Raw genomic sequence first — 19,592 nt, 5'->3', positions numbered from 1 at the left:
TTAGAAGGGCCACCAATCGCTCATAAAGAACTGGCTTAACCAGCCCACTTTTTGCGCTTCGGCGAAAGTACCTGTACCGCTGTATTGAATACGCGCATTGGCCATACGGGTTGAATCGATAGTGTTATCCGGTTTGATATCCTGCGAACGCACAATACCGGTCACTCGGATAAACTCATCGCCGTTATTGATAGAGATCCATTTTTCGCCGCGCACCACTAAGTTGCCGTTATTGAGCACTTGCATCACGTTGGCGGAGATACTGCCATCTAAGCTATTGCTTTGATCGGCATCGGATTCCCGCTTAGTGTTCATGCTGTCTTTGTAACGTAAGTCGAGGGGAACCCCGCCAATCGACACATTGCTGCCACCGGCATAAATGGGGTCGAGCGACATGTCAGAGCCTTTTTTGATCTGATTACCCGCGCTCTTTTTCGCTTGAGTCGCTTCCTTCAACACGATAGTGATGATGTCACCCACTTTATGGGCGCGAATATCCGAATAGAGACTGGCCGCTTGGCTGTCTTGGTAAATTGACCCTGTCGCGGCAATTTTGGTTGGCGGCGCTTCGGGATATACCGGCGCATAGAAAGGATCATCTGCAATCGGCTTCTTGGGGGTAGAGCTACATGCCGTAAGCAAGAGCGCAGCGGCCAATATAAAATATCTAGCCATGATAATGTGCCTCTATAGATTCTGATTCACATAAGCCAGCATCTGATCAACCGCCGAAATCACTTTGGAGTTCATCTCGTAGATCCGCTGACTTTCAATAAGATTCACCAACTCTTCGGTCACGTTTACGTTAGAGGTTTCTAACGCGCCTTGACGAATCGCCCCCATACCATCGAGTGATGCAGTACCTTGGATAGGCGTGCCACTGGCACCGGTTTCGGTGTACAGGTTTTGTCCCATAGGATCTAAACCCGATGGGTTAATAAAGTCGGACATGCTGAGCTGCCCCACCACTTGGTTTTCTGCGGCGCCCGGCGTCTTAACAGAAACCTCGCCTTCAGCAGATACGGTAATACTGGTCGCATCTTCAGGAATGGTGATCGCAGGTTGCAGTACATAACCCGAACCTGGTGTAACAATTTGGCCTGTATCATCTAAGGTAAATTGACCATTACGGGTATAAGCCGTGGTGCCGTCGGGTAACTGCACTTCAAAAAAGCCAGGGCCTTCGATCATCAGATCGAGTGAGTTATCCGTGGTCAACATATTGCCTTGGGTAAACATCTTTTGGGTGGCCACCACTTTGGTACCCGCACCGATATTTAAACCATTTGGCAACTTAGTGTTCGAGGCGCTAATGCCCCCCGCTTGGTTAACGGTTTGATAAAGTAAGTCTTCAAAGACGGCGCGGCTTTTTTTGTAGCCGACGGTGCTGGCGTTCGCGACGTTGTTTGAAATCACCGCAATATCGGTTTGCTGTGCGTCTAAGCCAGTTTTACTAATCCATAAGGCTGGATGCATAATTTATCTCCTAACTAATCCGCATTAATGAAGAAGCCGCGCGGTCGTTTTCTTCCGCGGTTTTCATCATCTTCACTTGCAATTCAAATTGTCGCTGTAGGTCGATTAAGGACACCATCTCATCCACTGGATTGACGTTACTGCCCTCTACAGCACCACTCTCAACAAACACGTTTGGGTCGGTTGGTGCCGGATTACCCGATACCAAACGGAACAGCCCATCCTCCCCACGCATCATTTGTGCATTGCCGGGGTTGACCAGCTTTAATCGCCCCACCTCTTCGATCACTTCCGTTGTCGCGCCCTGAGGACGTACCGAGATAATGCCATCCTGTGAAATGGTGACTTTTTCAATCGGCAACGGTAATACAATCGGCCCCGCATCGCCCATCACTGGATTACCGCGGTCGTTATGCAATAACCCTGTTGAGTCGAAACTTAAGCTTCCTGAACGGGTATAGGCCTCACTGCCATCCTTTGCCTGCACTGCGAACCAACCATCACCTTTAATGGCAACGTCAAGATCCCGCCCTGTGGTTTTGATGGGGCCGGCACGAAAATTGGCGGAGGGGGTTTCGACCATGGCAAAAACCCTCGATGGCAATCCTTCACCAAAGGCTTGCATCGATCTGGCTTGCGCCATATCCGACTTAAATCCATCGGTATTGGCGTTAGCTAAGTTGTTGGCACGCAATGCCAACTCATTCATGTTTTGCTTAGCTCCGCTCATGGATATGTAGAGGAATTTGTCCACAGACTGCTCCGTCAAATTTTCAACCTGATAATAGCAAAGCAAGCATCATGCCAATAAAATTAATGGCTAATTTGCTGATAAATTGGGAGAAGATTATGAGGAAATGGCTACAAGGCCAAAAGAGGCTAAGTGTTGCCGCCAGCGGCAACACTTAGAAAAGGGAGAAATCAGCTTAACGAATTTGCAGTACAGTTTGTTGCAGGGTGTTATTCACTTCCAGCGTACGTGAGTTGGCTTGGAAGTTACGTTGTGCCGAAATCAAATCCACCAGCTCAGTCGTCAAGTCAATGTTAGATTGCTCTAACGCTGAAGAACTGAGACTACCAAACGTACCACTGTTAGGCTCACCAGCCAGCGCAGGACCTGACGATAAACTGGCTTTCCACGAGGTATTACCCACTTGTGTCAAACCTTGCTCGTTTGCAAAGCGAACTAAAGCAACGCGGGCTAATGGCACTGTTGAACCATTGGAGTAACTGGCAGTGATCAAACCATCTTCACCAATTTCGACATTGGTTAAACGCCCTACTGTGGTACCGTCCTGTGACAATTCAGTGGCGGCAAAAGGAGCTGAATATTGGGTTGGTGCATTAAATTTAATAGTCACGGCTTGAGTGCCATCAGCACCAGGGCCTAACACGCCAGCACCACCCACGCCTAATGCTTCAGTCGTCACGACCGCAGGATCGCTTCCGGTATACACACCGACAGAGTTAAACTTCAACACCGAACCTTTCCAACCGCCTGTGGTTTGGGCTGTCTCTGTACCATCAGCCGTACCATCGCCATTGGTATCCGTCTGATAAGTCCCCGCAGGACCAGACACATCCACTTGCTTACCATCAATTGCGTAGTAGGCAACCCAGTTGTTTTCACCGTTGTAAGAGCCGTTGTTTGGCTTCACAAAATAGGTGGTCATGATATGCGGCTCACCGAGTGAGTCGTAAATCGTCATGGAGGTCACACTGTTGTAGGTTTTAGAGTCCAGCGGGTCAAAGGCAGCAGGATCGAGTGAACCTTCTTTCGCATTTAAGTTCATCTGCAGAGTCACGTTTTCAGTCTGAACTGGACTGCCAGCAGTATCAGGAATTTGCACAGGTTTAGCCGTCGTTAAACTGACCGATGTCGAATTACCATCTTTATCAACTGGGAAGGTTTGCAGGTAATTACCTGCAGAATCAACCATATAATTATTTTTATCGACTTTGAATGCACCTGCACGGGTAAACTGATGATCTAGGGTGCCAATCTCAGAAGCCGTCACAAAAAAGCCGCCCCCTTTGATCGCTAAATCTAAGGAGTTATTAGTCAGCTGCAAACTACCTTGGTGGAATTGCTGTGCCACTTGACTCGTTGCCACACCACCACCGACGGCGGTTTTAGAGTTAGAGAAAATTGAATTAGCGTAAACATCCGCAAATTCAGCACGCGATTCTTTAAAGCCAATGGTGTTAGCATTCGCAATGTTGTTCGCGGTAGTGTTTAAGTCTTTCTGTGCAGCAGAAATGCCACTCAATGCAATGTTAAACGACATAATTCACCTCTACATTTCACTCAATTCAATTAAGGACCCAGGTCCAACTCAATACTGACAAATTAGGTTTCTGATACCGCGAGCACATCAGAGAGCTTAATACCTGCACCACCGCGAAGATTCAGAATCGCCCCAGTGCTTGCTGTGCCCAATGAAACACTGGTCACATGGGCATAGGTCGAAACGGCAAGCTCTTGAGATTCTCCATCAACAAGACCGCTGGCCTTAATGGTGTAATTGCCGGCACTAACAGGCTCACCATTTTCATTCAGACCATCCCATGTCACAGGGATGTTGCCGCCATCACTGCCATCGATGTTAAAGGTGCTAACCACTTGGCCTTTATCATCTAGCACACGCACGTTAATCACAGGAATTTTGTCTGGCGTACTCACCACGCCACTCAGGGTGGGGCTTTCGACTGACACATTGCCGGTATCGGTTGGGATCAACACCTTACGTCCAACTAATCCCGATGCTTGCAGCGCCTGACTCGATGTCATCACGCTGTTTAAATTAACAATCTCATCATTGAGCTTTGAAATACCATCCACGGTAGAAAAAGATGCCATTTGTGCAATCATCTGGTCGTTGTCGACGGGCTTAAACGGATCCTGCATCGACAACTGCTGACTGAGTAATGAAAAAAAGTCTTCCTGCGTCAGCTGTTGACTCTTAGCTTCTGGCACAACCGATTGGCTAGGCAAGCGGATCCCATCTAAAAATGGATTGCCGGTTGATGTACTCGTTGTGCTCGTGGTATTAGTCGCCACCGTATTCGATTGGCTCTTAGCTTGAGTCGTCTGAGCCGTATTCTGGCTAAGTTGGTTAATGAGGCTCACAGCTTACCTCCTAAATCGCGCATGTTATTTACCCATCCCAAGTGTTTGTTGCAGCATAGATTTTGCGGCTTCTGCGACTTGAACATTCATCTGATATGAGCGAGAGGCAGAAATCATATCCGCCATTTCTTCCATGACATTCACATTCGGCTTATAAATAAAACCATCCGCATCCGCCATCGGATGATCGGGCGAATACTCTTTTAATAGGGGTTTATCGCTCTCAACAATGCCTTTTACTGCAACACCTTGAGAAGCTTGCTGTTGGCTCTGCGCTTTCGCCATTTCAGCTTCAAAAATGGGATGACGTGAGCGGTAAGTTTTATCAATACTGCTAGAAACAGAATCGGCGTTAGCGATGTTACTCGCCGTGGTATTGAGTCGGACGGACTGGGCTGACATACCGGAGCCTGCCACATCAAAAATGCTAAATAAACTCATGATTAATCCCCTCTCAGCGCTTTTTTCATGCCGCTAAACTTACTGTCCAAAAATCCCAGAGACATTTGATATTCGAGCGCATTTTGCATAAATGCCGACTGTTCCTGTTGAATATCCACTGTATTGCCATCTCCAGTATCTGGCTGATTTGGCACACGGAACTTCACGTATTGTCCCGTTAACTGTGCGAGGCCAAAATGCTGCTCATCGCCTGTCATCTCAAGGCTATTGCGTTGCTGTTGCTGGGTTTTCGCAATATTTAAGGCCGCAGAAAAATCGACGTCACGGGCTTTATAATGTGGCGTATCGGCGTTTGCGATGTTGCTTGAAATTACTTCGGCACGCTCGGCACGTATCCCCAAAGTAAATTGGTGCACACCTAGTGCCTTATCAAAATTAATCGCCATAAAATTGCCTCCATCGTGACTCTCACGGGAACAAAGCAATTCATGTGCCAAAAAACAGAAACTATCAGAAATGTGTAGAAAAGGGGTTTGACGGGGTAAAAAATTACCGACTCATGTCGGTAATTTTTATTTAATATCATAATATTAAGTCTTTTTCTGGTAATAGATACCCGGGTTGCAACGAACCATATCAAATTCATCCGTCAGACCCGCAATCGACTCTGACGCGCCGAGAAAGAGTATGCCCTTCGGATTTAAAGCGGCAGCGAATTGCCGCAAAATTTTTGCTTTTGCCTCTGGGGCAAAATAGATCAGCACATTTCGACAGAAGATAATGTCGAACTTGCCGAGTAAGGTGTAACTCTCAAGTAAGTTATGGGCGCGAAAATTGACTAAACGCTTAACGTTATCCTTAACTCGCATGTTGCCAGAGGGCAAAGCATCAAAAAACTGGCGCTTACGTTCCTCGGATAAACCACGCGCTAGCGCCAAACTATCGTATTCGGCATTTTTGCAACGTTCCAACATCGAAGGTGAAAGATCGGTTGCTTGAATCGAGGCGCCGCCCGGCAAAGCTCCCGGCTTCTTCTGTTGATATTCTAAGATAGTCATTGCCAACGAATAAGGCTCTTGGCCAGACGAGCAGGCAGCGGACCATATTTTTAATGGACGCCCCAACTTACTGTATTCAGGTAACAACACATTATTGAGCAACTCAAACGGATAACGGTCACGAAACCATAAGGTTTCATTGGTAGTCATGGCGTCGATCACTTCTGCCCGTAAGGCTCGCTCCGTGGGCTTCATCGAATGTTTTACCACATCGGATAACGAAGGCAGATTATATTTGCCCATCAAGGGAGCAAGACGGCTACGTACTAGGTATTGTTTATTTTCCCCCAGTACGATGCCGCTGTGTTGTTCTAGGAACAACCTAAATTGATTATATTCGGCTTCAGCGAGTGATTTGTCAGGCACATTCACGTCCTAGATCCTATAGCAAGCACCCAAATAAGTGCCAACAATCATGTAATAAGGGCTAGATTATAGCGTAAAGCGCTACTAGGCACTAACCCACACTTTCACTACAAACTTAAATGCTTGTTCACTGCTGCCGCTAATTCATCAGGATTGAATTTCGCGATAAAGTCGTTGGCGCCTACTTTTTGCACCATGGCCTGGTTGAACACGCCGCTGAGTGAGGTATGTAAAACGACCTTAATATGCTTAAGTTTTGGATCGTCGCGGATTTCTGCCGTTAAGGTATAACCATCCATTTCAGGCATTTCGATATCAGAAATAATTAATGGGATCTCTTCGGCGACATTGTTCATTTCACCAGCAATCGCCTTTAACTTGTCCAATGCCTCGCGGCCATCTTTTGCCGTATCAATCTGTAAGTTTAATGATTCCAACGCGCGAATAATCTGTTTACGAGCCACAGCCGAATCATCAATCACCATGATGTGATAATGCTGACTTCTATCGATAGTGAGCTGCTCATTGACTTCTTCACTAATCGCGGTTTTTACTGGGGAGATTTCATCAAGAATCTTTTCAACATCGAGAATTTCGACTAACTCGCCTTCAATTTCAGTCACCGCCGTCAAATAGGAATAACGGCCAGCACCTTGCGGTGGCGGCATAATAGCTTCCCAATTCATGTTGATGATACGTTCAACTGAACTGACCAAGAAACCTTGCACGCTGCGGTTATATTCTGAAATGATAATAAAGCAATTTTCGGTACTCGCGAGCGGACGTCCGCCAGTTGCGGCACTTAAATCGATCACTGAAATGGTCGTTCCGCGAATATGTGCCACCCCTTTGACGTAGGGATTAAGTTTAGGCAAGGCCGTTAATGGTGGACACTGCAGAACCTCTTTCACTTTGAATACGTTAATCCCAAAACGTTGACGACCATTCAACTTAAATAGCAATAGTTCTAGTCGGTTTTGACCTACGAGTTGGGTGCGTTTGTTGACTGAATCAAGAATACTCGACATAACTCTGCCTTGTTGTTCTGTTTATGTACGGCCATAAAACTCGTTTGAGTATAGGCATATTAATTGCTTGCGTCTTGTTATCCATAACCATAGTTGAAACTGAGTCAAACTTCTGACACGAAATTTTGGCCTTAACGACACAGGACAGTTTCACGTTTGATAAAAGTATAGGTGCATTCTGGCGTTACAAGCTAGTCTCTTCATTATGAAAGTAAATTTAGTATATTTTTTATGTGTTATCGCATTATTTCTCACCTCGGCGGCCAATGCAGCTCCCGAGGTACCTAGCGTATCGGCGATATCAGAGTTAGCTAAAGCCCTTATTAATGAAAAGATTTCAGTGCCAGCGAATGCCAAAGTGGAAATCGCTCCCCAACCTATCGACAACCGACTACTGCCAGCACAATGCGCATCCCCAATAAAAGTTGAACTAGCATCCGATAGGGAAATCAGCCGCAACAACACAGTAAAAGTCAGCTGTGATACACCTGATTTGGCCTACCCTTGGCAGATTTTTATGTCGGTGCGTGTTGATATTCTGTTCCCTGTGGTCGTTGCCAGCGAAACACTGGCGCCAGGGGAGTTAATCAGTCCGACTCAGGTTGAAATCCGTTATATTGATCAAAATAGTTTACGCGGAATGCAATTTAGCGATACCAGCCAACTTTCAGGCGTACGGGTTAAACGCCGTGTTGCCAAAAATTTTCCCATTTTTGCCAACAACCTTTGCTTTGTCTGTAAGAATGATTCAGTGTCGATTTATGTCCGTTCCAGTAATTTTGTGCTAAAAACCGTGGGTGAAGCACTGCAAGATGGTAATATTGGTGACCAAATTAGGGTCAAAAATAGCAGCTCAAACAAGGAACTAGATGCTATAGTCACAGCCATTGGCGAAGTCGAAGTTAGAATGTAAAATAAGCTAAAGCTTTTCGTTGGGCTGCCGATACCCCAGTTAAGAAATCCCGTATACACGACGCTGGAGCCTAAAATGGCAATTGATATTAGCAAATTTAACGCCGGAGCGGCCGCGCAAGTCCGTTCAAACAGTACTAAAAAGAGCAGTGAAAGCGAGCAATCGACTCAGGTTGCGGCCAAATCGACTCAACAAAAAGGTGACTCTGTTGTCATTACGGCTCAAGCTCAACAGCTACAAGGAGCTCAAACCAAAATGGCCAGCCTACCTGAAGTCGACCAAAAGAAAGTCGCTGAAATTAAGCAAGCGATTGCCGAAGGTCGCTATAAAATTGATCCCGAAAAGTTGGCGGCCAACATTGCCAGCTTCGAAGCTGAATTGAATGACCTCAATAAAGAGTAACTATGACAGAAATAGCTAAACTGGTAGATCAACAACACGCCCATTTGGCTGTTCTTAAACAGATTATTCTTAAGGAAAAAGGCGCTTTGGTTGACCAAAACGCCGATTTGCTTTTATCGCTTGCGGAGCAAAAATCAACATGCCTGCAAGAACTCAAGGCCAACGATGACTTACTGGCCAATCACAGCGATAAATCCTTACTCTCCTCGCAAGTAGAACTATCCCATAAAATGGCCGCCGTAAAAGAGGCCCTTGCCGAATGTAAGGATCTTAACGCTCAAAATGCCAGTCTCATCGAGATGAATTTGGCGAGTCTAAACCGTTTTGCCCAAGCCTTACAGGCGAGCCGAAACGCGACCACTCTGACTTATAACGATAAAGGCAGAACTTCGACCCTTTCTAGCTTAGGCAATGATTTAAAAGCATAAGTCGAGCAGTAAATAGTAAACGGGATATAAAAAAAGCCGCGCTAAAACTGAGTGCGGCTTTTGTTTATTGGTACTGCAAGGACTAGTCACCCTGCCCTAGTGCTAAAAATAGGTAACGTCTTTAATTCTTTGTGGGCGGCTCTGCTGTTGGTAAATTTGCCATACCTTGGCAAAATCAAGCTCCAACTCAGTGACATAGTGATCCCCTGCCGGATAGCTTTTTACCACTCTCGCGCCGCGGATCACCCCAGTCACAGAAGCTTTAACATTGTCATCTGTCAGCATCCAATCACTGACACTGCTATTGGCGGTGATCTTTTGTCCATACACTTGTTCAGCCAGTTCACGATAAGCCACAATTTTTGAGGCCTGCATCGCCATCAATACTCGTTGGGACTGCTCTTTAGCCGGTTGAGTCGCTAGCGGGGCATAACCTATGGCCGTCAGCTTAGGAAAACTGCTTGGCGGTACATCTTCCCACTGAACATATTTATCTTTGGCAGCACACCCTGTTAGTAGGAGCGCCGCAACAATGAATAGGTAGCGTTTCATTTTCCATCTCCTAGCACTCGCACTTCATTCATGCCAGGGCTCGACTGGCGGTATAAAATCCCATCCTGAGAGATAACTTGCTCTGAAGGCTGCATGTAATTGCTCAACTCTTTTTGGGTCAGATAGGTTTGAGAGGCTGACACCACGCGGTTATTACTCAAGGTAACAATCCGAGTGTTGATTGCCATGCCATTGGTCGTGGGGCTCATCGTCGATACCACAATATGGTCAACGGGTAAGTTGGTCGAAAGCTTTTGCCAATCGCGCGTCAAAATAAAATCGCCATCAGCCGTCACACTCAGCCCATCACCTAAATTCAAATCCACCACATTAAACATAAAGCTATGCAAAGACGTCATCAGCCCTTGCTGGAGCTGCTGCGCCAGCGCATTGGTGCTACTCAAATTCCCCACTAACACTGGCGTGGCAACAACGATAGGTTGGTCGGGACGCAAGGCATCATTCTGCTTGACTAACTCAGTCACAATGCGCTGCGCGAGATGATTAATTGTCGCCGTAGGCGGCAAACCATTGCCGTCAGCTAAGCTAGGTTTGGGCGGTGCCACGGGTTTAGTCGCACACCCAACCAGCACTAACAGTGCCAGAGGAATGAATGCACGCTTAAGCATAGGAGTAACCTCGTCATCAGTATCAATGTGGCCCAGTGGGAGCCGCAATCTTTGCCATAAAGCAAGCAAGTATTAGACCAAGTCAAAATATTGCGCTTAATGAACTATTCAGATTATCGACAAATCTATTGATAACTTTATCCCTAGACCACGATAATTCAGGCATACAATTTGCTTAAAGCCATAAAGCACTGCCAGTAAACTGACTCATCCCAGCAATTTTAGTTAAGGGCTTATTGATGAACATACTAAGAAAGAACTTGCTCATAATCAGCAGCCTACTGCTATTTGCTGCACAGGCAAACGCCGAATGGGTCGAGGCCAGTGGAGAAGCGGTGATCACCAATGGCAACATCGCCCAAGCACGTGAAGAAGCCATCAATCAAGCGGTGAGTTATGCCACGCTCAGTACCGGTATCCAGATCACCAGCGAACAGCAAACGACTAATGGCAACTTAACGCAAAACAGCTTTGCGATTAATCGTTATGCCCAGGCGATTAGCATTCAATTGGTGAGCGAGCGTATTCAAGGCAATAAAATCTATGTATCCCTCAGGCTCGATCTCAATGATGACCCAACCCAGCAATGCCCGGCAGGCCAATTAAAGGCCGCCATCTTAATTCCCCAAGCGCAAATAAAAGACCGTGCACAGTTACGCTACGGACAATTATCGGGATTTGAAGAAGTCATCTCCGAGAAACTGGGTAATAGTATTGATGGCTACTCATCTACTGGTTTTAGCCATATCCATGCCAAAGAGCGGCTTGATATCGCACAGGAACTTGTCGATATCCGCGGCTATCGACTCCCTAGTTGGTTGAGTGAAATCACCGATAGCCAATATATTTTATTGCCACAAATCATCGATATATCGACTGAGCCTGTGCAATCAACCTTTATGGGATGGTGGGATGAAGCGCCACTCAGACAATTCCAATTTAAACTCAGCCTCTATCACGGCATTAGCGGCGAGGAAGTGTGGAGCAAAACCTATAGTACCTCTGCCCCGTGGGAGTTTGAAGAACAGGCCATCATAGCCCCTAATAGTGACCGATTTTGGCGTTCATCCTATGGCAGAAATATCAGCCAGATCATGCAAGAAGCAACTCGAGATATAGACAACACGCTCAATTGCAGACCACTATTAGGACAAGTCGTCAGCCGTCAAGGCGATAGAATTATCCTCAACTTAGGTCGCAAACACGGCATTCGAGTTGGCGATAAATTCCAGGTCGTGTTACAACAAAACTTACCCGATAGACTCAACGAAATGCGTGCCGTCGCCACTAAGAGCCGAGCAACGGTAAAAATCGAACAAGTCAGCGAAGAAAGTGCAACTGCAGTCCTCGTTGACCAAAATGCAGCTGACAATGTACAGATAAACGACATCGCGCTTAAGATTTAACCAACTAAATCATAAGCCTTTTAATCAAAGATAAAACCAGTATAATCACTGGCGTCTCTTCATAGCTCAACAGGATAGAGCAGCCGCCTCCTAAGCGGCCGATCGGGGTTCGAGTCCCTGTGGAGAGACCAGATAGTGACGTCGGTGATATCAATGGGCCAAAGCTTCCGAGGAACCGGATGACTGAACTATTTGCCGCTAATTTGAGCATCATTACTAAACGCTGGCCAATTGTGGCTGCTGCAGTAAAGAGCCAATCAATAGACCATCTCGATGCACATCTTGTTACGGGACGTAATCAAACAATTAGTGTCAATGGTATCCAACTCAGTAGCCGGCATGACCGCATCGCTGAAGCACAGCTGTTTATTAGCACCCTTCCCTCAAATACCCAGCAAGTCACGGTTTATGGCGTGGGTATGGGTGATGTTCCAAGTCTGTTGATTGAAAATCCACACTATACTCGCATCGAAGTCTGCATTTTAAATTTGGCTGTATTCGCATTATTGCTTTGTTACACCGATCAGCGGGAATGGCTAAGTCATTCTAATGTGCAATTAAATGCTATGCCCAGTGCAACGCTGCAATTTCCGAATGTTGCCATTACTCCAGATCTTAATCTCGTCAGTGATGACAATGCCACACTGAGGGATCTCTTGGTGATGGAGCTTAATCGTGATTTCACCAATCGACACCATCAAATCGATGATCCTCAGATCCTTAAGCGTTTTGCCGATAATCAGGTATTTATTACTAATGATCCTGATGCTGCCCATTTAACTAAAAGTTCCAATCCATATAAAGCAATCGTTATAGGCTCAGGTCCGTCTTTAGAAGAACATTATGCTTATCTTAAGGCGTTGAGTTTAAGCTCATCGAGACCCTTATTGATTGCTGCGGATACGGCTTTGCGTGGATTACTTTACCATCAGATTAAGCCTGATATAGTAGTCTGTATTGACGGTTTAATTTCCTCCTATCATTTGCCTTTATCAGAAACCCAAGAAATCAATCTTGTGTATTTTCCTCGGGTAGCCCCCGAAGTATTAGCCCAATGGCTAGGGCCAAGATTTGTGGCTTATGGCACGAGTAAAATTTACGACAGCATGGCCCAGCTGAACCCCAAGCTGAGACTGTTTACAAATGGCAGTGTGATTCACCCAGCAATTGATTTAGCAGTTAAGTTACATGCTAAAGAAATCACGCTTTTAGGCTGTGACTTTTGTTACTGCAATAATAAAAGTCATGCTTTCTGGAATGATTATCCATTTGAAAGTAAGGACAAATCTGAAAAACTATGGGTTGAAGCTGTGATACAAAAAGTGAAAGAAGCAAAGCATTGGTTGATTAATGGCAAAGGCCAACGGATTGCTACAGATCTTAATCTTCGCGCTTATTTACGACATTTAGAACGCTATATTGCTAAACATCCACAGGTGAAGTTTTACCAAGCCAGTTTATCGGGCGCGAAAATCCGTGGTTCGCAATATAAGGAGCTGATTTAATGTCTTTCAAACCACATAATTCACCAAAACAATCCCTAGAAGACATGCTTTGCCAAGCGGCCCACTCCTTCCGTTTAGGCAAGGAAGCTCAGGGCTCAGTGGAATTTCGTTTATGTCTCGATTCAATAGAGAAGCATCACCCCGAGCTGATGCAATTACCCTCATTTCAGCAAATGCTGGCGCCAATGCTACAAGCTCAGGAGCTACACGATTGGCTAAGTCTTGCAGATTACTTAGAGCATGAACTCATTGAGTTGCTAAAACACTAATTTAAAGCTTCCCTGTCATTTGCCGTTAATACCTTATCAAAGCTTATTTGTGAGCCACTATGACTAAACATTCCCCAGTTTTTATCGCCGAAGTTTCTAGTAACCATCATAGAGACTTACAACGTTGCATTGAATTTATCAAAACAGCTGCTGACATAGGTTGTGATGCCGTTAAATTTCAATTATTTAAAATTGAAGAACTTTTTGCACCAGAAATTCTTGCTAAAAGTGAAGTACACCGAAAACGCAAAGAGTGGGAGCTACCAGTCAGTTTTCTGCCAGAATTAAAGCAAAGCTGTGACCAATATGGTATCCAGTTTACCTGCACGCCATTTTATCTAGATGCAGTAGCAGAACTCGAACCCTATGTAGATTTCTACAAGATTGCATCCTATGAATTACTTTGGGATGCTCTTTTAGAAGCTTGTGCAAAAACAGGAAAACCGGTTGTTATTTCAGCCGGCATGGCTAATTTTGAGGAAATTGATCATGCAATAAGAGTATTACAAAATGCAGGTTGTCAGAATATAACATTATTACACTGTGTATCAGCCTATCCGACGCCAAAAGCGGATTGTAACTTAGCTGTGCTTGGGCATTTTCGTGAACGCTACAGAATTAAAGTGGGTTGGTCTGATCACTCAGTTTCACCATCGGTTATTCGCCGTGCGGTTAATCGTTGGCAGGCTGACTGTATTGAATTTCATATTGATCTAGACCAGAAAGGGGCTGAATATGCTGCGGGTCACTGTTGGTTACCTGAACAAATGCAACTTGTCATAATTGAGTGTAGAGAAGCGCAACTACTTGATGGTAGCCCGAATAAAATATTAGCTCCGAGTGAAGCCCCTGACCGAGACTGGAGGGCGGATCCTGAAGATGGTTTACGACCACTAAAACATATTAGACCGCAGTTTTAGATGACAATAGGTAGTGTTCAAATTTCTGTGTCATTTCTTTAAGCTATACCAAAAAGAGATGATTTATGACCACACCTACTTTTGATATCAATGCTGCCATTCAAGCGCTGCGTGAAGGTAAAGACCTCACCGGCAAGGATGGCATCTTAACCCCTTTGATTAAGCAACTCACTGAAGCGGCCTTAGCCGCAGAGTTGGATGGCCATTTGGCGAGCACTGAAGGCGCTAATCGTAAAAACGGTAAAACCACTAAAACAGTTAAAAGCCCCATTGGTAACTTTGAGTTGAACACGCCCAGAGACAGAGCGGGCACCTTCGAGCCTCAATTAGTCAAAAAGCACCAAACCCAGCTTACCGATGAAATGGAGCGTAAAATCATTGGCTTATTTTCATTAGGCACCAGCTATCAAGATATTCGTGCACATATCGAAGACATGTACGGCATGTCGGTGTCCAACGGCACGGTGAACGCCATTACTGACAAGTTACTACCTGAGCTTCAGGCATGGCGGGAACGCGAGCTAGAGCCGCTTTACCCCGTCATATGGCTCGATGCGATTCACTATAAAATCAAAGAGAATGGTCGCTTTATCAGCAAGGCGGTTTACACCATTCTGGCCCTTAACGTCGAAGGCAAGAAAGAGCTATTAGGCTTATATCTGTCTGATAATGAAGGGGCTCACCATTGGTTAAGCGTACTAACCGACCTGTATAACCGTGGGGTGAAAGACATCCTCATCGCCTGTGTGGATGGCCTTAAAGGCTTTCCTGAAGCGATTGAAACCATATATCCACAGACGGAAGTACAGCTGTGCGTCATCCATCAAATTCGCAACTCAATGAAGTATGTCGCGTCCAAGCACCAAAAAGCCTTCATGGCCGATTTAAAGTGTGTTTATAAGGCTGCCACCTTGAATGCGGCCGAGATGGCACTGGATGAACTGGAGACAAAATGGGGTGATAAATACCCTGTAGTGATTAAGTCATGGCGCAACAAGTGGGCACTGCTATCGGTTTATTTCAAATACCCTGACTACGTTCGGACCGCCATCTACACCACCAATGCGGTTGAAGCCGTGCATCGCCAATTCAGAAAGTTAACTAAAACCAAAGGTGGTTTTGCTAACGAGAACAGTTTACTCAAGCTGCTTTACGCGGGTATATTGAAGGCCTCTGAGCGCTGGACTCACCCCATCCAAAATTGGAATTTGACGCTATCACAGCTCTCAATCCATTTTGAGGGGCGCTTAGAAAACCATATCGATCTGTGAAATTAACCTGACACAGAATTATGAACAGCCTCTGACAATACGATTGAATAACACTGGAAATAAGATCTAGTGTTATTCATCTAGTTTTTAACAAACTTCAAATAAAATCGTTTTATAAACCCAAGCTATCCGCATCTCTAATTCCTCAAAAGAATCGGCAACCACAATAAATACACCGGCTCTATCTGCATGACTACAAATCGGCCTAACTATTTCGCCAACATTAACAAAAAACTCTAATTTTTTAACAAAATCATGAGATCTAACTTTTTCAATCCCATGAATGGCGGTCAATTTACCTTCCTCGGGGAAAAAATAACGGTTCGCAACAAATTGGTTTTGCTTTGGTATTAAAGCATCGAAATTAGGTTCAATATCTAATGCAATTTCTAGCGCAGTTTGAACATAGTTCACACCCAAACCTAACGGAACGAGACTTTCTGAAAAATCTCCCCCACTTAATCTAGTTGCAACTTCAATAACCTTTGGACCAGAAGGAGTAAAAACAATATCCCCTTTTATTACACCACTTTCAATATCTAATGCTTTGGCTACATCATCGATTAGTTGTTCAATGTCACTTCGCTGTTGTTGCGATAAACGGCTGGGTTGCCAACCGCCATTTTCAAGAATATATGGAGCAAAAACATCTAACATTTCATAGTTACGATCAACAAATCCTACAGTATGTCCTTTCCCTTGATAAAACAGTGTTTCGGTGCTGATCTGTGGTCCTTCTAAATACTCCTCAATGATTAGCTGTCCACTAAATGATTCTTCAAGGGAACTTTGATATAATACATCTAAATCTGCTCCCTTCTTTAACAGAAACACACCTCTAGCCCCGGATCGATCAACTGGTTTAAGAACGAGTGGAAAACCTCGCTCAACGACCAACTGACACAGATGTTCAAAACTATTAACAGCAGAAAACCAAGGAATAGCGATACCATTGTTAGCAAAACATTGTTTCATCAATAACTTATTGGTTGCAATTTCTGCTGCCCTTAACGGGATACAAGGAACAGAAAGGTACTCTGCGAGAGCAGAAACATATTGTGAAATGTCGCTTCCCATTACAGCAACACCATGTATAGGAAAGATTAAACCATCTACAAATGCTTTTAGTGCAGGCAAATCCCTTGTACTAACGACTGCATATTTATCAGCCATTGAAAAGCCTGGGGAGTCGGGATTTCCATCAACCACGATGACATAAAGCCCCATAGCCTTTGCCGTCTTGATAGCAAAAACTTGATCTGAACTACCCCCTAAAAGCAGAAGATTCTTGGCTTCAGTTATCAAGGATTGCTCCTCCACTAACGGCCAGTATTTGCCCTGTCATGTACTGCTGTTCATTCGAGGCTAGAAATACACAAGCATCAGAAATATCTTCAATTCTTCCCGCTTTCTTTAACAAAGTCATATCTATAACCTTAGCTCCAGCTGGCGAATCAATTTCATCAGCAGTCTGATCAGTACGAATTAGTCCCGGTGCAACGGCATTTACAAGAATATTGTGCTCAGCTCCATAACGAGCAAGGATTTTAGTTAAACTATTTAAACCAGCCTTTGATACAGCATAATGGACAGTCTTAGGACCATGATACTGACCCGCAACAGAGGAAATGTTGATAATCCGGCCACCACCAGCAGATTTCATTAGTGGAAATATCTCTTGGCAACACATAAAGGGGCCTTTTAGATTGGTCCCCATTATCATATCCCAAGCCTCATCCGTTATTTCATCAAACCAACCTCTTTGATTAATACCAGCATTGTTAACCAAAATATCTATACGACCACATTCGAGTTGTGATTTCTGTATTAAATACTTAATCTCATCACGCTTTGTAATATCTGCACGAATAGCGAGAACTTTATGCCCAAAGATTTTAAGCTTATTCACAACTCTCTTTGCAGCTTCGCCATTGGTATTATAGTTAATAATTACGTCGGCGCCCTCTTTAGCAAATGCCTCCGCAATACCAGCACCAATTCCTCTTGAAGCGCCCGTTATAAGAGCAACTTTTCCGGTGAGTCTACCCACTCATAAATCCTCTAGATAACCAGTCCAACGTTGTTGGATTTGCATAATTATTTGCTGAGCAGTAATACCTGCTTCATCACTACATTCCTGTTTGCTTCCAGGGCGGATAAAACGATCAGTGACACCACTTCTAAATACTCGGAAGTTAACATCCGCATCACTAAAGCTTTCAAGTAATAAAGAACCAAACCCTCCCGCTAATATACTCTCTTCGATAGTGATGATGTCCATACCAGAGACTAATAATTCAAGAATTTCTTTTGAAGGAAATGGCTTGATGCTCTGTACACAGATAATACCGAATGTCTTACCCAATTTGGCTAAAAGTGATTTTAACTCCCAAGCCTTAGCTAAAGTATTCCCAAGACAAATAACAAAGCCATCTTTTCCTATCGCAGCAACAGACATACCGTGCTGAATAATGCCTGATTCAGGCTCCGGTATACTTAAAGGCTCATAAGGATGCAAAATAATCATAGGTCCAATCGGGTTATCTAATCGTTTCTCCAACAATCGTTGAGCTTCTATACTGTTTATAGGATATTCCAATTGCATATTCGGGAATGATTTTAAGTATGGAATATCATAAATACCATGATGAGTTGAACCATCATAGCCTGCAAAACCAGCCCTAACACCTAATACGGTAATAGGTAAATTCATATAACAAGCATCGTGTAATAACTGATCAAACGCTCTTTGCATAAACGTGGTTTGCATGCATACCACTGGTTTTAATCCTTCAAGAGCCATACCACAAGCCATTCCAACAGCATGCTGCTCAGCCATTCCAACATCTATTACACGCTCAGGAAATTGGGTGGACAAATTATCTAAAGATGATGCATAAGGAGTTGCGGGGGTAATAACATTAATTTGAGGATCTAATGCCATTAATGCAGCTAACATTTCGGCAAAAATAACCGCAAAAGTCTTACCAGAAACTGTAGGTGATGCCCCTAAGCCAGATACTGCATCAAAAGGCATTGAAAAATGCATCTTATAAGGATGAGTTGCAGCACAAGCTAAACCTTTACCCTTCTCTGTTTTAACATGAACAACAGTTGCATGACCTAATGATTTGGCCTGATTAAGCGCCAGTACAATCTCCTCTGAACGATGGCCATTTGGGACGCTGATATAGTTATAACCTAAGCTTTCAAAAAAATGTTGAGACTTTTTATACCAATCAACACCGGTGGTGAGCTGTCTTATCCCCCCAACTGATGGTGCAATAGCCATCTCATTATCATTCACAACGATTATAAGCTTAGAGTTCTTATCTACACTACCAAAGTTAAGCGCCTCAAATGCCATTCCCTCAACCAAAGAGCCGTCACCGATAATAGCAACTGTATACTGTTCACTTTTTTTATTTTTTAATGCAGTGGCAATACCTGTAGCCAACGATATTGAGGTTCCAGCATGTGAAGCATCTATAATATCGTGCTCACTTTCTTCTCTGGCAATAAAACGACTCATCCCTTTATAGGTATTTAAAGAGTTAAAACTTTCTCTCCGACCAGTAATCAATTTGTGGGTATAACCCTGATGACCGGTATCAAAAATAATTTTATCAACCGGAGAATCAAATACATAATGGAGTGCTATCGTCAACTCAATGACTGACAGATTTGCCCCAATATGTCCTCCAGTAGTGGAGATTTTTTCGATTAAAAAACGTCGGATTTTATCTGCTTCTACATCAAGAGCCTCAATTGGTAAATTTTTAAGCTCAGCAGTGGAACTTATAAATTTAAGATCATCATTGACAATCATAAAAAATC

At 44.3% G+C, this 19,592-nt stretch carries 22 protein-coding genes and 1 tRNA gene; 9 read left to right on the top strand and 14 right to left on the bottom strand.

All coding sequences use genetic code 11. The annotated features are described in order from the left end of the window. From flgH to N5E87_RS06525, 9 genes are all read right to left on the bottom strand, one after another. Positions 1-675 carry a flagellar basal body L-ring protein FlgH gene (gene flgH, locus N5E87_RS06565; RefSeq protein ID WP_088212007.1) on the bottom strand — a complete coding sequence of 225 codons (675 nt, stop codon included), beginning with the start codon at positions 673-675 and terminating at the stop codon, positions 1-3. Positions 676-687: 12 nt separating this feature from the next. Next, on the bottom strand, positions 688-1,476 hold the full coding sequence (flgG, locus tag N5E87_RS06560; protein ID WP_011625678.1) for a flagellar basal-body rod protein FlgG: 789 nt from the start codon (positions 1,474-1,476) through the stop codon (positions 688-690). Positions 1,477-1,486: 10 nt separating this feature from the next. Then, on the bottom strand, positions 1,487-2,230 hold the full coding sequence (flgF, locus tag N5E87_RS06555; RefSeq protein ID WP_088212008.1) for a flagellar basal-body rod protein FlgF: 744 nt from the start codon (positions 2,228-2,230) through the stop codon (positions 1,487-1,489). Positions 2,231-2,402: 172 nt separating this feature from the next. Beyond that, entirely contained in the window at positions 2,403-3,764 is a 1,362-nt protein-coding gene (gene flgE, locus N5E87_RS06550) for a flagellar hook protein FlgE (protein WP_126512810.1), read from the bottom strand. A 62-nt stretch (positions 3,765-3,826) separates the two neighbouring features. After that, positions 3,827-4,606 (bottom strand): flagellar hook assembly protein FlgD, encoded by a 780-nt coding sequence (flgD, locus tag N5E87_RS06545; RefSeq protein WP_126512809.1) that lies wholly within the window; start codon positions 4,604-4,606, stop codon positions 3,827-3,829. 24 nt (positions 4,607-4,630) lie between these two features. After that, entirely contained in the window at positions 4,631-5,047 is a 417-nt protein-coding gene (gene flgC / locus N5E87_RS06540) for a flagellar basal body rod protein FlgC (RefSeq protein ID WP_011622048.1), read from the bottom strand. Between the two features lie 2 nt (positions 5,048-5,049). Then, on the bottom strand, positions 5,050-5,454 hold the full coding sequence (flgB, locus tag N5E87_RS06535) for a flagellar basal body rod protein FlgB (RefSeq protein WP_011716395.1): 405 nt from the start codon (positions 5,452-5,454) through the stop codon (positions 5,050-5,052). A 144-nt stretch (positions 5,455-5,598) separates the two neighbouring features. Then, positions 5,599-6,438 carry a protein-glutamate O-methyltransferase CheR gene (locus N5E87_RS06530; RefSeq protein ID WP_011716394.1) on the bottom strand — a complete coding sequence of 280 codons (840 nt, stop codon included), beginning with the start codon at positions 6,436-6,438 and terminating at the stop codon, positions 5,599-5,601. A 101-nt stretch (positions 6,439-6,539) separates the two neighbouring features. Then, positions 6,540-7,460 carry a chemotaxis protein CheV gene (locus tag N5E87_RS06525; RefSeq protein WP_011716393.1) on the bottom strand — a complete coding sequence of 307 codons (921 nt, stop codon included), beginning with the start codon at positions 7,458-7,460 and terminating at the stop codon, positions 6,540-6,542. Positions 7,461-7,665: 205 nt separating this feature from the next. Here N5E87_RS06525 and flgA point away from each other — a divergent pair, with 205 nt between their 5' ends. From flgA to N5E87_RS06510, 3 genes are all read left to right on the top strand, one after another. Next, positions 7,666-8,373, top strand: coding sequence for a flagellar basal body P-ring formation chaperone FlgA (flgA, locus tag N5E87_RS06520; RefSeq protein WP_011716392.1), 708 nt, complete (start codon positions 7,666-7,668; stop codon positions 8,371-8,373). A gap of 75 nt (positions 8,374-8,448) precedes the next feature. Continuing rightward, entirely contained in the window at positions 8,449-8,775 is a 327-nt protein-coding gene (gene flgM / locus N5E87_RS06515) for a flagellar biosynthesis anti-sigma factor FlgM (RefSeq protein ID WP_011622043.1), read from the top strand. A gap of 2 nt (positions 8,776-8,777) precedes the next feature. After that, entirely contained in the window at positions 8,778-9,203 is a 426-nt protein-coding gene (locus N5E87_RS06510) for a flagellar protein FlgN (protein ID WP_011716391.1), read from the top strand. A 102-nt stretch (positions 9,204-9,305) separates the two neighbouring features. Here N5E87_RS06510 and N5E87_RS06505 read toward each other — a convergent pair whose 3' ends face one another. Together N5E87_RS06505 and N5E87_RS06500 are read right to left on the bottom strand one after the other, a co-directional pair. Next, positions 9,306-9,755, bottom strand: coding sequence for an LPP20 family lipoprotein (locus tag N5E87_RS06505; protein ID WP_011625672.1), 450 nt, complete (start codon positions 9,753-9,755; stop codon positions 9,306-9,308). Then, positions 9,752-10,384, bottom strand: coding sequence for a FlgO family outer membrane protein (locus tag N5E87_RS06500; protein ID WP_279775178.1), 633 nt, complete (start codon positions 10,382-10,384; stop codon positions 9,752-9,754). The genes N5E87_RS06505 and N5E87_RS06500 overlap by 4 nt, the downstream gene beginning before the upstream one ends. Before the next feature lie 239 nt (positions 10,385-10,623). Here N5E87_RS06500 and N5E87_RS06495 point away from each other — a divergent pair, with 239 nt between their 5' ends. The 6 genes from N5E87_RS06495 (at position 10,624) to N5E87_RS06470 (ending at position 15,755) form a co-directional block, all read left to right on the top strand. Next, positions 10,624-11,790: a flagellar assembly protein FlgT gene (locus N5E87_RS06495; protein WP_279775177.1), complete on the top strand. Its 1,167-nt coding sequence runs from the start codon at positions 10,624-10,626 to the stop codon at positions 11,788-11,790. 55 nt (positions 11,791-11,845) lie between these two features. Further along, positions 11,846-11,921 (top strand) — tRNA-Arg (locus N5E87_RS06490). Positions 11,922-11,969: 48 nt separating this feature from the next. Further along, positions 11,970-13,295: a 6-hydroxymethylpterin diphosphokinase MptE-like protein gene (locus tag N5E87_RS06485; RefSeq protein WP_086903742.1), complete on the top strand. Its 1,326-nt coding sequence runs from the start codon at positions 11,970-11,972 to the stop codon at positions 13,293-13,295. Further along, the gene (locus N5E87_RS06480) at positions 13,295-13,564 is read left to right on the top strand and encodes a hypothetical protein (protein ID WP_086903743.1); all 270 of its coding nucleotides are present in this window, start codon (positions 13,295-13,297) and stop codon (positions 13,562-13,564) included. Before N5E87_RS06485 ends, N5E87_RS06480 begins: the two co-directional genes overlap by 1 nt. A 59-nt stretch (positions 13,565-13,623) precedes the next feature. Then, positions 13,624-14,484, top strand: coding sequence for an N-acetylneuraminate synthase family protein (locus N5E87_RS06475; RefSeq protein ID WP_086903744.1), 861 nt, complete (start codon positions 13,624-13,626; stop codon positions 14,482-14,484). 65 nt (positions 14,485-14,549) lie between these two features. Further along, a complete protein-coding gene (locus N5E87_RS06470) occupies positions 14,550-15,755 on the top strand; it encodes an IS256-like element ISSod5 family transposase (protein ID WP_089066614.1) in 1,206 nt (401 codons plus the stop codon). Between the two features lie 87 nt (positions 15,756-15,842). On the opposite strand, the gene N5E87_RS06465 is transcribed toward N5E87_RS06470, so the two are convergent. Genes N5E87_RS06465 through N5E87_RS06455 form a run of 3 tightly spaced genes read right to left on the bottom strand, consistent with a single transcriptional unit; the run spans position 15,843 to position 19,584 of the window. Beyond that, positions 15,843-17,060 (bottom strand): ATP-grasp domain-containing protein, encoded by a 1,218-nt coding sequence (locus N5E87_RS06465; protein ID WP_086904907.1) that lies wholly within the window; start codon positions 17,058-17,060, stop codon positions 15,843-15,845. After that, positions 17,050-17,805 carry a 3-oxoacyl-ACP reductase family protein gene (locus N5E87_RS06460; protein WP_086904906.1) on the bottom strand — a complete coding sequence of 252 codons (756 nt, stop codon included), beginning with the start codon at positions 17,803-17,805 and terminating at the stop codon, positions 17,050-17,052. The genes N5E87_RS06465 and N5E87_RS06460 overlap by 11 nt, the downstream gene beginning before the upstream one ends. Then, positions 17,806-19,584, bottom strand: coding sequence for a 1-deoxy-D-xylulose-5-phosphate synthase (locus N5E87_RS06455; RefSeq protein ID WP_086904905.1), 1,779 nt, complete (start codon positions 19,582-19,584; stop codon positions 17,806-17,808). Positions 19,585-19,592: the final 8 nt, after the last annotated feature.

This window comes from Shewanella sp. GD03713 (assembly GCF_029843705.1).
In the GTDB taxonomy this organism is placed as follows: domain Bacteria; phylum Pseudomonadota; class Gammaproteobacteria; order Enterobacterales; family Shewanellaceae; genus Shewanella.
Note: the sequence above shows the minus strand (reverse complement) of the source record. Positions and strands in the feature narration are given on the sequence as shown.

Bases quoted from the DNA above. Each gene is read 5' to 3' on its own strand.
- flgH (WP_088212007.1), bottom strand. From the start codon at position 675: ATGGCTAGATATTTTATATTGGCCGCTGCGCTCTTGCTTACGGCATGT.
- flgG (WP_011625678.1), bottom strand. From the start codon at position 1,476: ATGCATCCAGCCTTATGGATTAGTAAAACTGGCTTAGACGCACAGCAA.
- flgE (WP_126512810.1), bottom strand. From the start codon at position 3,764: ATGTCGTTTAACATTGCATTGAGTGGCATTTCTGCTGCACAGAAAGAC.
- flgC (WP_011622048.1), bottom strand. From the start codon at position 5,047: ATGAGTTTATTTAGCATTTTTGATGTGGCAGGCTCCGGTATGTCAGCC.
- flgB (WP_011716395.1), bottom strand. From the start codon at position 5,454: ATGGCGATTAATTTTGATAAGGCACTAGGTGTGCACCAATTTACTTTG.
- N5E87_RS06525 (WP_011716393.1), bottom strand. From the start codon at position 7,460: ATGTCGAGTATTCTTGATTCAGTCAACAAACGCACCCAACTCGTAGGT.
- flgA (WP_011716392.1), top strand. From the start codon at position 7,666: ATGAAAGTAAATTTAGTATATTTTTTATGTGTTATCGCATTATTTCTC.
- flgM (WP_011622043.1), top strand. From the start codon at position 8,449: ATGGCAATTGATATTAGCAAATTTAACGCCGGAGCGGCCGCGCAAGTC.
- N5E87_RS06510 (WP_011716391.1), top strand. From the start codon at position 8,778: ATGACAGAAATAGCTAAACTGGTAGATCAACAACACGCCCATTTGGCT.
- N5E87_RS06505 (WP_011625672.1), bottom strand. From the start codon at position 9,755: ATGAAACGCTACCTATTCATTGTTGCGGCGCTCCTACTAACAGGGTGT.
- N5E87_RS06500 (WP_279775178.1), bottom strand. From the start codon at position 10,384: ATGCTTAAGCGTGCATTCATTCCTCTGGCACTGTTAGTGCTGGTTGGG.
- N5E87_RS06495 (WP_279775177.1), top strand. From the start codon at position 10,624: ATGAACATACTAAGAAAGAACTTGCTCATAATCAGCAGCCTACTGCTA.
- N5E87_RS06485 (WP_086903742.1), top strand. From the start codon at position 11,970: ATGACTGAACTATTTGCCGCTAATTTGAGCATCATTACTAAACGCTGG.
- N5E87_RS06480 (WP_086903743.1), top strand. From the start codon at position 13,295: ATGTCTTTCAAACCACATAATTCACCAAAACAATCCCTAGAAGACATG.
- N5E87_RS06475 (WP_086903744.1), top strand. From the start codon at position 13,624: ATGACTAAACATTCCCCAGTTTTTATCGCCGAAGTTTCTAGTAACCAT.
- N5E87_RS06470 (WP_089066614.1), top strand. From the start codon at position 14,550: ATGACCACACCTACTTTTGATATCAATGCTGCCATTCAAGCGCTGCGT.
- N5E87_RS06455 (WP_086904905.1), bottom strand. From the start codon at position 19,584: ATGATTGTCAATGATGATCTTAAATTTATAAGTTCCACTGCTGAGCTT.